The 12,546-nt window shown below is 63.1% G+C and carries 10 protein-coding genes; 3 read left to right on the top strand and 7 right to left on the bottom strand.

The annotated features are described in order from the left end of the window. Window positions 1–72 precede the first annotated feature (72 nt). Window positions 73–2,814: a M10 family metallopeptidase C-terminal domain-containing protein gene (locus tag ACVWYI_RS28980; RefSeq protein WP_456663826.1), complete on the bottom strand. Its 2,742-nt coding sequence runs from the start codon at window positions 2,812–2,814 to the stop codon at window positions 73–75. A gap of 196 nt (window positions 2,815–3,010) precedes the next feature. On the opposite strand from ACVWYI_RS28980, the gene ACVWYI_RS28985 reads away from it, so the two are divergent. After that, window positions 3,011–3,325, top strand: coding sequence for a hypothetical protein (locus ACVWYI_RS28985; RefSeq protein ID WP_456663827.1), 315 nt, complete (start codon window positions 3,011–3,013; stop codon window positions 3,323–3,325). Window positions 3,326–3,463: 138 nt separating this feature from the next. Beyond that, window positions 3,464–4,657: a CaiB/BaiF CoA transferase family protein gene (locus ACVWYI_RS28990; RefSeq protein ID WP_456663828.1), complete on the top strand. Its 1,194-nt coding sequence runs from the start codon at window positions 3,464–3,466 to the stop codon at window positions 4,655–4,657. A gap of 202 nt (window positions 4,658–4,859) precedes the next feature. Here the strand turns inward: ACVWYI_RS28990 and ACVWYI_RS28995 are convergent, their stop codons facing one another. From ACVWYI_RS28995 to ACVWYI_RS29020, 6 genes are all read right to left on the bottom strand, one after another. Continuing rightward, window positions 4,860–6,377, bottom strand: coding sequence for a tripartite tricarboxylate transporter permease (locus ACVWYI_RS28995; protein WP_354049815.1), 1,518 nt, complete (start codon window positions 6,375–6,377; stop codon window positions 4,860–4,862). Between the two features lie 12 nt (window positions 6,378–6,389). After that, window positions 6,390–6,932: a tripartite tricarboxylate transporter TctB family protein gene (locus ACVWYI_RS29000; protein ID WP_456663829.1), complete on the bottom strand. Its 543-nt coding sequence runs from the start codon at window positions 6,930–6,932 to the stop codon at window positions 6,390–6,392. 161 nt (window positions 6,933–7,093) lie between these two features. Further along, window positions 7,094–8,080, bottom strand: coding sequence for a tripartite tricarboxylate transporter substrate binding protein (locus ACVWYI_RS29005; RefSeq protein ID WP_456663830.1), 987 nt, complete (start codon window positions 8,078–8,080; stop codon window positions 7,094–7,096). Between the two features lie 141 nt (window positions 8,081–8,221). Further along, on the bottom strand, window positions 8,222–9,019 hold the full coding sequence (locus tag ACVWYI_RS29010) for an enoyl-CoA hydratase/isomerase family protein (RefSeq protein WP_354049812.1): 798 nt from the start codon (window positions 9,017–9,019) through the stop codon (window positions 8,222–8,224). 62 nt (window positions 9,020–9,081) lie between these two features. Next, window positions 9,082–10,281 (bottom strand): pyridoxal-phosphate-dependent aminotransferase family protein, encoded by a 1,200-nt coding sequence (locus tag ACVWYI_RS29015; RefSeq protein ID WP_456663831.1) that lies wholly within the window; start codon window positions 10,279–10,281, stop codon window positions 9,082–9,084. A 190-nt stretch (window positions 10,282–10,471) separates the two neighbouring features. Further along, on the bottom strand, window positions 10,472–11,674 hold the full coding sequence (locus ACVWYI_RS29020) for a pyridoxal-phosphate-dependent aminotransferase family protein (RefSeq protein ID WP_456663832.1): 1,203 nt from the start codon (window positions 11,672–11,674) through the stop codon (window positions 10,472–10,474). Between the two features lie 132 nt (window positions 11,675–11,806). Here ACVWYI_RS29020 and ACVWYI_RS29025 point away from each other — a divergent pair, with 132 nt between their 5' ends. Then, the gene (locus ACVWYI_RS29025; protein WP_456663833.1) at window positions 11,807–12,544 is read left to right on the top strand and encodes a GntR family transcriptional regulator; all 738 of its coding nucleotides are present in this window, start codon (window positions 11,807–11,809) and stop codon (window positions 12,542–12,544) included. Window positions 12,545–12,546 lie beyond the last annotated feature (2 nt).

Here is a 12,546-nt window from a genome sequence, read left to right on the forward strand (position 1 = left end):
ACCTTTTCCTGATGTTTTCGTTAGGTGATTGTTACGATCTCTGAATCGGAGATCGGCTATGTCCCGACATCTTCAGTAGATCAAGAAGTGTGCCAGAAGATGCTCTGCAGTAGATGACGCGTCGGCGGTGGCCCCGGCTGATGGAACACCGATGTTGCCATCACCATTGAGGTCTTGGTGGAAGGTGGTCTCGAGCGACTGAAATGACGCATTTGTCCCCGTCACCTCGGGAACGATGTTGGCAATATAGTTGCCGCTGCTATCGGTGCTCCAGACCGTGTAGTGACCTGTCGCCGAGTCCTTCCAGGCCACATCGTATCCGCCGACGGTCTGCTCGGCTGCGATGGGCGCCCAGGTGCCACTCACAATGGCGCTGACCGGCGAGCCGGAGATCTTCAGGATAGGCCCGCTGCCCGTGCTGATAGCGTCAAGGTAGAAGTTGTCTCCCATCTGCAGCAGCTTGGTGGAGCCCAGCGCCTCAATAGTGTTGACGGGAACACCGATGTTGCCATCACCATTGAGGTCTTGGTGGAAGGTGGTCTCGAGCGACTGAAATGACGCATTTGTCCCCGTCACCTCGGGAACGATGTTGGCAATATAGTTGCCGCTGCTATCCGTGCTCCAGACCGTGTAGTGACCTGTCGCGGAGTCCTTCCAGGCCACATCGTATCCGCCGACGGTCTGCTCGGCTGCGATGGGCGCCCAGGTGCCACTCACAATGGCGCTGACCGGCGAGCCGGAGATCTTCAGGATAGGCCCGCTGCCCGTGCTGATAGCGTCAAGGTAGAAGTTGTCTCCCATCTGCAGCAGCTTGGTGGAGCCCAGCGCCTCAATAGTGTTGACGGGAACACCGATGTTGCCATCACCATTGAGGTCTTGGTGGAAGGTGGTCTCGAGCGACTGAAATGACGCATTTGTCCCCGTCACCTCGGGAACGATGTTGGCAATATAGTTGCCGCTGCTATCCGTGCTCCAGACCGTGTAGTGACCTGTCGCCGAGTCCTTCCAGGCCACATCGTATCCGCCGACGGTCTGCTCGGCTGCGATGGGCGCCCAGGTGCCACTCACAATGGCGCTGACCGGCGAGCCGGAGATCTTCAGGATAGGCCCGCTGCCCGTGCTGATAGCGTCAAGGTAGAAGTTGTCTCCCATCTGCAGCAGCTTGGTGGAGCCCAGCGCCTCAATAGTGTTGACGGGAACACCGATGTTGCCATCACCATTGAGGTCTTGGTGGAAGGTGGTCTCGAGCGACTGAAATGACGCATTTGTCCCCGTCACCTCGGGAACGATGTTGGCAATATAGTTGCCGCTGCTATCCGTGCTCCAGACCGTGTAGTGACCTGTCGCGGAGTCCTTCCAGGCCACATCGTATCCGCCGACGGTCTGCTCGGCTGCGATGGGCGCCCAGGTGCCACTCACAATGGCGCTGACCGGCGAGCCGGAGATCTTCAGGATAGGCCCGCTGCCCGTGCTGATAGCATCAAGGTAGAAGTTGTCTCCTATCTGCACCAAACTGGTCGACCCGATCGCTTCGATCGTGGCGTTGATTAGGCTGGTGCTAGCAATTCTGCCATCAGCGAACTGAAAAGACTCGACACCGCTGACGGTATCAGTTCCGTCGGGAGAACTGGATCGCTGATCAACCACAGTAAAGTTCTGCGTGACCGCGCTGTAGATTAACGCGTAGTTCGCCTTGTTGCCTGAGAACACGGCAGTATCGGTGCCGGAGTCCCCGATGATGGTGTCGTTGCCGCCGCCGCCGGTGATCGTATTGTTGCCGGAGCCGCCGTTCAGCACGTTGGCAATGACGTTCCCAATGATCGCGTCGTTGCCGGAGCCACCGATGGCGTTGTCGATGTAGGAGCGGCCGTCATTGTTGTAGAGATAGGAATTGTAGACGTTGCCCGACGCATAATGGCCGTTTCCGAGATTGGCGAGTTGAACCGACGAGAACGCGGACGACGCACCTGGATTCAGATTGATGCTCAGGTTCGTCGTGTAGTTCGACAGGTCGTAGGTATCGACGCCGCCACCATCCCAGATCGTCTGGTAGATGCGATTGGCCGAGCCGCCGGCACCGCCATTGTCGGCCGGCTGGCCAACGCCGTTGATGAACTCCTGCCCGGTGGTCGGGCTCCATGTATAGACAGTGGTCCCGCTTTGGGTCGCGTAGTTGGCCCCGTACAGCGTCTGCAGCGCGAGGATATCGTTGGCCATGTAGGTCTGCGGATATCCATAGGCTTCGTTGGTGTAGCCGCTCGTCGTCGAAGCACCGACATAGCTGCGATAGCTCATGACGGTGTATTCGCTGTCGTCATGCGCGCTCGGCACCGCGACGTTGGCGACGCCGCCCGTTTCCTGGCTATGCTTCAGGCCAAGGGCGTGTCCGAGCTCGTGCAACGCCGTCGTGAAATAGTAATTGCCGAGCGCAGCCAGCGAATAGTTGTAGGCGGTTCCGAACCACACGTCGCCGCCGGCCGCGTAGTTGCCGGGGTAATAGGCGTAGGATGTCGGATTGGCCGCCGGCGACTGCGCGACCATGATGTCGGCACCGTTCGTCCCGGCGTACTGGATGTTGGCGTTGGTGTAGCCGAGGATCAGCCCGATCGCGTAATTGATCGCCACCTGCATCTGACTCGGCGCCGAGGCAAAGCCCGACGTGGTTGGCTCACTGTCGCCGCCGCTGTACGGATTCGCGTAGTCGCTGGACGAGTCGGGAAAGCTGTAGGTGATCGCGCCAGACCATTTGTAGCCCGACAGCAGGCCATCGATGTCTGCGTTGTTGGTCCTGCTGACGGTGACAGTGGTAGCCAATGGACCCTCCGCGAAACAGCGCATGGCGCTCGATGGGGCGCAGGCGGAATATCCCAGCTTGAGATGGATGTTTGGTTTAATTTTGGCGTCCGCAGCCGGACCTCTTCCATAATGCTGTGTTAGCCATCAATTCCCGTAATCATACGGGGCAAGGACAAGGATGCCGGTTCCGGCTACCCACGTGATTGGCAGAACAATGAAACTAAGTCCGCTCTCGGTCGGTCTGTTTGGCGCCCTGGTGGCACTCGCCGGGCCGAACCATCTACATTTCGGAGGACTGCCTGTCATGGTCGGGAAAGCCAGCGCGGATGAGAGTGGCAAGCAAGGCGGCACAGCGGGACGCGCCCCCTCTGTTCCAATGGCCCGCGACCCCTCGGCTGCGGTCGCGGAGGAGTACGAAGCCGCCCGCCGGCAGGGTACACGGGAGGCGTTCGAGCTCTTCATCGCGCGTCACGGTGACGATCCCCTGGCCGAGCAGGCGCGTGCCGAGCTGAAGCAGCTGGCGCGCTGATCCTTCGCGCGCCGCGCCCCCTCAGGCATTGCATTTCGACAGGCGGCATCCGCGCGGCCCAGACCTGCCGCGTGATGTCTTGCCGCATGGTCTTTCGGCACTATGGTAGGCCCGCAATCTGTCCCGGAGCCTTTCAATATGCCCTTTCCGCATGCCTCCGAAGCCCTGTCGCGCTTCACCGTACTCGATCTGACCCGCGTCCGGTCCGGACCCACCTGCGTGCGGCAGCTCGCGGACTGGGGCGCCAGCGTGATCAAGATCGACGCGCTGACCGAGGATTCCGGCGGCGAGCAGCCGGGCGGGCCGCGGCGGGGCTCTGACTTCCAGAATTTGCATCGCAACAAGCGGGCGATGACGCTGAACCTGAAGGATGAGCGCGGGCTTGCCGTGTTCAAGCGCCTCTCCGCCAAGGCCGATGTCGTGGTGGAGAATTTCCGTCCCGACGTGAAGAAGAAGCTCGGCATCGACTATGAGAGCCTGCGCGAGATCAACCCGCGCATCGTCTATGGCAGCATCTCCGGCTTCGGCCAGGACGGCCCCTACCACAAGCGGCCGGGCTTCGATCAGATCGCGCAAGGCATGGGCGGGCTGATGTCGATCACCGGCGCGCCGGGCGAAGGCCCGATGCGGGTCGGCATTCCCGTCGCCGACCTCACCGCGGGCCTGTTCTGCGCCATGGGCATCCTCACCGCGCTGCTGGAGCGCGAGGTCTCGGGCAAGGGCCAGTGGGTACAGACTTCTTTGCTGCAAGCCCAGATCTTCATGCTCGACTTCCAGGCCGCGCGCTGGCTGATGGAAAAGGACGTGGCAAAACAGGCCGGCAACAATCACCCGACCAGCATCCCGACCGGCGTGTTCAGGACCTCGGACGGCTACATCAACATCGCCACGACGGGTGGCCGGATCTGGGAGCGCTGCGCGCAGGCGATCGGCGCGCCGGAACTCTACAGCCACCCCGACTATGTGACCGCGCCAGCCCGCTCCAAGAACCGCGACGCACTCAATGCCGAGATCGAGAAGCGTACCTTGACGAAGTCCACCGAGACCTGGGTCAGTGAACTCAACGAGGCCGGCGTGCCCTGCGGGCCGATCTACGCCATCGACCAGATGTTCGAAGACGCGCAGGTCAAGCATCTCGGTATCGCGCAGGAGGTGCCGAACGATGAAGACCGCGACATCCGCCTGGTCGGCCAGCCCGTGACGCTGTCGCGCACGCCGAGCAGGATGGTGGCGCGGCCGCCGGAGTTCGGCGAGCAGACCGACGAAGTGCTGAAGGAGTTCGGCTTCAACAAGGAGGAAGTAGCTCGTTTAAGGGAGGCGAAAGTCGTCTAACAGTCTGCTGAAAAAACCCCTCGCCAGGGAGGGGACTTGATGATTCACTTTATCATCTCGAATCGGCGGAGACGATCATGCGCGGCAGGTTTACGGATCAGGGCGGCCTGTTTTCGTACATCGCGCCGGATAAACGTGTGCCAGCGAACGATCCGCTGCGGCGGGTCCGGGAACTTGTCCGGGATGTTTTGAGTGATAGAGGTCAAAGTGACCTGGCTTTACCCCGTTGCATCCCTCCAATGCGTGTCAGAAGCCCATCAATAATGGGCCAGAACAGCAGCACAATCGCGAGCGTCGTGATCGAGCCGACCAGGCCGTTCGACCAGAACACCTTGAGGTCGCCGCCGGAGCCGATCATCGACAGGCGGAAGGCATCCTCCGCGCGGTTGCCGAGCACGAGCGCGAGCGTGAACGGCGCCAAGGGAATGCCGATCTTCTTGAAGACGTAGCCGACGACGCCGAAGCCGAGCATCAGCCAGATGTCGAACATGGCGTTCTGGATCGCATAGGCGCCGATCGCACAGGACACCACGATCATCGGCGCCACCGCGGCGAACGGCACGCGCAGGATCGAGGCGAAGATCGGCACCGTCGTCAGCACCAGCACGAGGCCGACGACATTGCCGAGATACATCGAGGCGATCAGGCCCCAGACGAAATCCTTGTGCTCGACGAACAGCAGCGGGCCGGGATTGAGCCCCCACACCATCAACCCGCCGAGCAGGATCGCCGCGGTGCCGGAGCCGGGAATTCCGAGCGCCAGCATCGGCAAGAGGGCCGCGGTGCCGGAAGCATGCGCCGCCGTTTCCGGCGCGAACACGCCCTCGATGCGGCCCTTGCCAAAGCTCTCGGGATCCTTGGCGAAGCGCTTTGCCAGATTGTAGCCCATGAAGGAGGCCGCGATCGCGCCGCCCGGGGTAATGCCGAGCCAGCAGCCGATGACGGAGGAGCGCAGCAGCGTCACCCAGTATTTCGGCAGGTCCTTCCACACGCTCAGCACGACGCGCAGCGAAATGCTCGCTGCGTGTCCGCGCAGCGCGAGGCGCTCCTCCATCGTCAGCAGGATCTCGCTGATGCCGAACAGGCCGATGACGGCGACCAGGAAGTTGATGCCGCGCAAAAGCTCGGACGAACCGAAGGTCATGCGTAGCTGCCCCGACACGGTATCCATTCCGACGCCCGCGAGCAGGAGCCCCAGCGACATCGAGATAACAGTCTTGTGCTTGGCCTCGCGGCCCAATCCGACGAAGGAGCAGAAGGTCAGCAGATACACCGCGAAGAACTCGGGCGGGCCGAACTTCAGCGCAAAGGACGAGATCATCGGGGCGAGGAAGGTGATCAGCAGCACAGCGACCAGCGAGCCGATGAAAGAGGACGTGAACGCCGCGGTCAGCGCCTCGGCCGCCCTGCCCTGCTGCGCCATCGGATAGCCGTCGAACGTGGTCGCGACCGACCAGGCCTCGCCGGGGATGTTGAACAGGATCGAGGTGATCGCGCCGCCGAACAGCGCGCCCCAGTAGATGCAGGACAGCATCACGATCGCCGAGGTCGGATCCATCGTGAAGGTGAGCGGCAGCAGGATCGCGACGCCGTTGGGCCCGCCGAGGCCGGGCAACACGCCGACGAAAATGCCGAGCACCAGCCCGACCATCATCAGCGCGAGCGTCTTCCACGTCAGCAGGACGGCGAAGCCGTGAAGCAAGAGACCGAAAGCTTCCATCGCGGGCCCCGCCTAGTAGCCGAAGGCCGCTTCAAGCGGCCCTTTCGGCATGATGACGTCGAAGGCGATGTCGAAGGTGACGAACATGATCGCCGTGAACACGACAGCGGTGAGCAGCGACTTCCACGGCGCGATCTTGCCGACGAAGCGCATGAAGCCCGCGATCAGCAGGAAGCTCGCGACATAGAGGCCGAGAAACTGCGTCGTCAGGCAGAACAGCAGCGTCGGCACGAACACCGCCATCACGCGGCGGGCCTGCGCGCGCGTGACGAAGGTCTCAGCCGCCTTGCGGTGCGCGACCAGGGCCACGATCAGGCCGTAGAGGCTGCCGCCGCCGAGAATGACGGAGAGATAGAACGGGAAATAGCCAGGCTCCGGCCCGGTCGAATCCCAGGAGGCGCCGGTGCGCCAATTGTCGTAGCCGAGCGTGGCAGCCAGCGCGAGCAACAGGAGACAGACGAATATCTCGACCGTGCCGGAGGAGACGACGGAAGGCGAGTCGTCTTCGGGCGCGGTCGGATCGTCGACGACGATTTCAAGATCGGTTTGGGACATGAGCCGTTGGGGACCGAGTAGTTCAATTCCCCCTCTCCCCGCTTGCGGGGAGAGGGTTGGGGTGAGGGGGAGTCTCCGCGATGACGGTGAGGATTGGACTCGCGGAGAGAGCCCCTCACTCCGACCCTCTCCCCTCAAGCGGGGAGAGGGAGAAACCAAAGCTACTTCGCGACGAATCCGGCTTCCGTCATCAGCGACTTGTTGACTGCATCGTCCTCTTCGAGGAATTGCACCATGTCCTTGCCGGTGAGGAAGATCGGCTTCAACGCCTGCTTTTCCATGTAGTCCTTGTATTCGGCGGTCTGCGTCACCTTGTGGAACAGGTCGACATAGAACGCCTGCTGCTCAGCCGTGACCTTACCGGGCAGGAACGTCGCGCGCAGCATCAGATACTGGACATCGACGCCCTCCTCCTTGCAGGTCGGGATGTCGGCCCAGGACTGCGTGTCCGTCACTTTGCTGGTGTAGGAGATGCGCTCCTTGTCGAACACGCAGAGCGGCCGCACCTGGCCCGCGCGCCAGACTTCGAGATTTTCGGACGGGTTGTTGACGTTGGATTCGGTGTGGTTGCCGACCAGCTGGGTCGCGGCCTCGCCACCGGACTTGTAAGGCAGATAGGAGAATTTCGCGCCGGTCTTCTGCTCGAGGAACACCGTCAGCACGTGATCCTCGCGCTTGGAGCCGGTGCCGCCCATCTTGAACGGGGCGCTCGCAGCCTTCGCGGCGGCGACGAACTCCTTCACCGTCTTGGGACCCGCGCTGTTGTCCCATAGGACGAACTGGTCGAGCGCGATCACCGAGACCGGGGTCAGCTCACGCCAGTTGAACGGAATCTTCGCCGACAGCGGCAGCATGTAGATCAGCGAATAGGCGATCAGCACCTTGTTGGGATCGGCCTCGCTGGACTTCATGTACATCAGCGCTTCCGCACCTGACGCGCCGCCCTTGAGCGAGACCACGATCGGCTGCTTCATCAGATTGTTCTTCTGGATCGCGGCCTGCATCATCCGCGCCATCTGATCGGAGGCGCCGCCCGCGCCCGCCGCCACCACGATCTCGACCGGCTTGGTCGGTTCCCAGGCGGCAAACGCCGGAGCGCTCAACGATAGCGCCGCTGCGACCCCGACAGCTTTCACTAGAATTCGCACGAGTTTCGCCCCCTGGTTATTGTTGGCTTTGTTTGTCAGTAATTTATCGGCACATTGTGCGGACTAAAGCCAGCGAGTTCAAGCAGGCGGGCATCCCGCCGCCTATGACTTTCGGCTGACGAGGCCCAAGCCGGAGATACGCTACTTGCCCTTCCAGTTGGGCGTGCGCTTGTTGAGGAAGGCGTCCATTCCCTCGCGGAAATCTTCGCTCATATAGGCCTTGAGGATCAGATCCTCGCCCTCTTCGCGCGACAGCGTGCGGCGGATGCGGCGCACCGCCTCCTTGGTCGCTTCCAGCGTGAGCGGGGCGTGGCTCGCCACAAGCTTGGCGGTCTCGTCGGCGCGGCGCTGCAGCGTCTCGACATCGGGCACGATTTCGGTGAGCAGGCCGAGCGCGAGCGCTTCCGGCGCCTCGACCAGGCGCGCCTTGAAGATCATATCCTTGGTGCGGGCGGGACCGACCAGCGAGACGACGCGGCTGATATTGGACATCGACAGGCAGTTGCCGAGCGTGCGCGCGATCGGAAAGCCGATGCGTGTCGCTTCAGTCCCGATGCGAAGGTCACAGCAGGCCGCAATTCCGGCGCCGCCGCCGGTGCAGGCCCCCGCGATCGCCGCGATCACGGGCACGCGGCACTGCTCGAGCGTGCCGAGCACGCGGTCGATGCGAGCCTCATAGTCGAGCGCATCCTGCGCGGTTTTGAACGCGCGGAATTGAGAAATGTCGGTGCCGGAGGCAAACGCCTTGTCGCCGGCGCCGGTCAGGATCAGCGCCTTGATCGAGCGATCGGCGTTGATCTCCAGGCAGATCTCCGCCATGCGCTCGTACATGGCGAAGGTCAGTGCGTTGCGCGCCTGCGGGCGGTTGAAAGTGATCCGCGCGATGCCGTCCGAGACGGAGTAGAGCAGGTCTTCGTTGGCAGTCGTCGGTGCGTTCATCGCGCGCTCACTTCTTTTCTAAGCTAGTTCAAGCCACTTGAGCCTTCAGGCTACCTGGGCCTTTAAGCCACCTGGGCCTTGGCCATCGGCACCACGTCGCGTCCCTTCAGGACGTCCATGGCCGCCAATACGCCGCCGCTCCGGTGCGGGATCTGTGCAAGATCCAGGCCCATCTCGACGCCGGCGAGCGTGCCCATCAGCATCAGATCGTTGAAATGGCCGATATGGCCGATGCGGAACACCTTGCCCTTGACCTTGTTCAGGCCGGTGCCGAGCGACATGTCGAAGGCTTCCAGCACCACCTTGCGGAAGGCGTCGGCGTCATGGCCATCAGGCACGCGCACGCCGGTCAGCGCCGGCGAATGTGCGGCGGGATCGGCGCACTGCGTCTCCAGGCCCCAGACTTTGACCGCAGCACGCGTCGCCGCACTGTGGCGCTTGTGGCGGGTCCAGGCGTTCTCAAGCCCCTCTTCTTCCAGCATCTTGACCGCTTCGCGCAGGCCGTAGAGCAGATTGGTCGCGGGCGTGTAGGGGAAGGTACCGAGCTTGTTGAAGCTGATCACCTCCTGCCAGTCCCAATAAGAGCGCATGCCGGGGTTGGCCTTGGCCATCGCGAGCGCCTTCTCCGAGACGGCATTGAAGCCGAGGCCCGGCGGCAGCATCAGGCCCTTCTGCGAGCCGGCGACCGAGACGTCGATGCCCCAGGCATCGTGTTCGTATTCAATCGAGCCGAGGCCGGAGATGGTATCGACCATCAGCAGCGCCGGATGCTTGACCCGGTCGAGCAGCTTGCGCACTTCGAGCGGCGGCGTCACGCAGCCGGTCGAGGTCTCGTTGTGGACGACGCAGACCGCCTTGATCGCGTGCTGCTTGTCGGCCGCAAGCCGCTTCTCCATCTCGGCGAGATCGGCGCCATGGCGCCAGTCGCTCGGGATGAAGTCGACGTTGAGCTTGAACTTCTCGGCGATGCCGCGCCACAGCACGGCGAACTGGCCGGTCTCGCACATCAACACCTTGTCGCCGGGCGCCAGCACGTTGACCATCGCAGCTTCCCAGGCGCCGGTGCCGGACGAGGGGAAGATGATCACGGGCTGCTTGGTGCGGAACGCCCGCTGCATTCCGGCGAGGACGGCGAAACCGAGCTCGGCGAACTCCGGACCGCGATGGTCCAGCGTCGGCATGTCCATCGCCCGCAGCACCCGGTCGGGCACGTTGGTCGGTCCTGGAATCTGTAGGAAATGCCTTCCAGTATGCACGGTCATCGGCGTCCTTCCCGGTCTTGCCTTGATTTTGATGGCCGCCGAATAGCACCATTTGACCGGCTTGTCCCCTCTTCTAAAGGCGGCTCCCATGCATGGCCGGAGGGCGGCCGCCCCCTACTCTGCGGCCATACTCCCATCTCACCCTCCCTGAATGCTTTTTGTGGTTGTCGTCCGCGTGTCCCCGCGCGGTTTAAGTGCCGACCACTTTCAGATGCGGCGACGTATTGCCCTGCGGGCGCTGCTCCAGCAGCTTCATCGCGGCATCGACGCCGCCGGAGCGGTGCGGCACGCCCGCGACCGAAAGGCCCATCTCCACGCCGGTGAGCGCGCCGAGCAGCGTCAGCGCGTTGCATTCGCCGAGATGGCCGATGCGGAAGACTTTGCCCGCGACCTTCGACAGGCCCGAGCCGAGCGACATGTTGTAATTGTCGAGCACGATCTTGCGGAATTGATCGGCGTCATGTCCCGGCGGCATCAGCACCGCCGTGAGCACCGGCGAAAATTCCGATGGCTCCTGGCAGAGGATTTCGAGGCCCCAATGATTGACGGCGGCACGGGTCGCAGCAGCCAACCGCTGATGCCGCGCGAACACGTCGTCGAGCCCCTCTTCGAGCAGCATCGCGATCGCCTCGCGCAGGCCGTAGAGCAGATTGGTTGCCGGCGTGTAGGGGAAGAAGCCGTTTGCATTGGGCTTGAGCATCTCCTCCCAGTCGAAATAGGAGCGCGGCATCTTGTTGGTCTTCGCCGCAGCGCGCGCCTTCTCCGAGATCGCGTTGAAGCCGAGGCCGGGCGGCAGCATGAAACCCTTCTGCGAGCAGCTGACGCTGACATCGACCTTCCATTCGTCGTGGCGGTAGTCGACCGAGCCGAGCGAGGAGATGGTGTCGACCATCAGCAGCGCCGGATGCCCTGTACGATCGATCGCGGCGCGGATCTCGGCGATCCGGCTGGTCGCGCCGGTCGAGGTCTCGTTGTGCACGACCATCACGGCCTTGATCGCGTGGGCGGTGTCGTCAGTGAGTCTTGCCTCGATCACGGCCGGATCGGCGCCGCGGCGCCAGTCGCCGGGAACGAAATCGACCTCGATGCCGAACCGTCCCGCCATTTGGCGCCACAGAGTGGCGAAATGGCCGGTCTCGACCATCAGCACCTTGTCGCCCGGCGACAGCGTGTTGACGATCGCGGCCTCCCAGGCGCCGGTCCCCGACGAGGGGAAGATCACCACCGGGCCGGCGGTCTGGAAGATTTTCCGGCTGCCTTCGAGCACGGCCCGGCCGAGCTCGCCGAATTCCGCGCTCCGGTGGTCGATGACGGGCATGTCCATGGCGCGCAGGACGCGCTCGGGGACCGGGCTCGGCCCCGGTATCTGAAGGAAATGGCGTCCCTGATGCATGAAAACCTCCCTGTCGGCGGATTCTGGCCGGCTCTGCGAGCTAGTTTGCATTCATTTTTTGTACTTTCAATCAAATTTGGTATTCGATTGTGAAGATCGACGCGACCAAACGAGCAAACTATTGTGCTGCAAATGAAATCCACGATTCCCGACACCGGGGTTCCGATTGCCCCGTCCGCCGCAAATGGCGGCGACCGCCAGGAGGCCTCGCTTCACGGCGAGATCCTGCTGCGGCTGCGCGACTACGTGGTCGAGGGCAACATTCCGGACGGCGCCCGCGTTCCCGAGCGGCAGCTCTGCGAGATGCTCGGCATCTCCCGCACACCGCTGCGCGAGGCACTGAAAGTGCTCGCCGCAGAGGGGCTGATCGAGCTTCTCCCCAATCGCGGCGCGCGGGTCCGCCAACTCAGCCAGCGCGATCTCGAGGAGCTGTTCGACGTCATGGCGGGGCTGGAAAGCCTGGCCGGGCGCCTCGCCTGCGAAGCCATTACGGATGCGGAAATCGCCGCGATCGAGCAGCTGCATTACGAGATGTACGGCCACTATCTGCATCGCGACATGCACGGCTATTTCCAGATCAACCAGCGCATCCACGAAAGCATCGTCGCGGCCGCGCGCAACGAGACGCTGAAGACCGCCTACGCGAACTTTGCCGGGCGGATCCGCCGCGTCCGCTACTCCGCGAATTTCGCCCGCAAGCGGCAGCGCTGGGCCGAAGCGATGCGCGAGCACGAGACCATCCTCGACGCGCTGCGCCGCCGTGCCGCGAGTGAGCTCAGCGACATCCTGTTCCAGCACCTGCGCAACAAGCGGACGGCCGCGATCGAGCACCTGACCGAGCCCCAAGAGGGCGCTTCGGCCGCGCCGTGAGG

Source organism: Bradyrhizobium sp. LB13.1, assembly GCF_054056815.1.

Coding starts and splice junctions, on each gene's coding strand:
- ACVWYI_RS28985 (WP_456663827.1), top strand. CDS start 3,011: ATGAAACTAAGTCCGCTCTCGGTCGGTCTGTTTGGCGCCCTGGTGGCA.
- ACVWYI_RS29020 (WP_456663832.1), bottom strand. CDS start 11,674: ATGCATCAGGGACGCCATTTCCTTCAGATACCGGGGCCGAGCCCGGTC.
- ACVWYI_RS28990 (WP_456663828.1), top strand. CDS start 3,464: ATGCCCTTTCCGCATGCCTCCGAAGCCCTGTCGCGCTTCACCGTACTC.
- ACVWYI_RS29000 (WP_456663829.1), bottom strand. CDS start 6,932: ATGTCCCAAACCGATCTTGAAATCGTCGTCGACGATCCGACCGCGCCC.
- ACVWYI_RS28995 (WP_354049815.1), bottom strand. CDS start 6,377: ATGGAAGCTTTCGGTCTCTTGCTTCACGGCTTCGCCGTCCTGCTGACG.
- ACVWYI_RS29025 (WP_456663833.1), top strand. CDS start 11,807: ATGAAATCCACGATTCCCGACACCGGGGTTCCGATTGCCCCGTCCGCC.
- ACVWYI_RS29015 (WP_456663831.1), bottom strand. CDS start 10,281: ATGACCGTGCATACTGGAAGGCATTTCCTACAGATTCCAGGACCGACC.
- ACVWYI_RS29010 (WP_354049812.1), bottom strand. CDS start 9,019: ATGAACGCACCGACGACTGCCAACGAAGACCTGCTCTACTCCGTCTCG.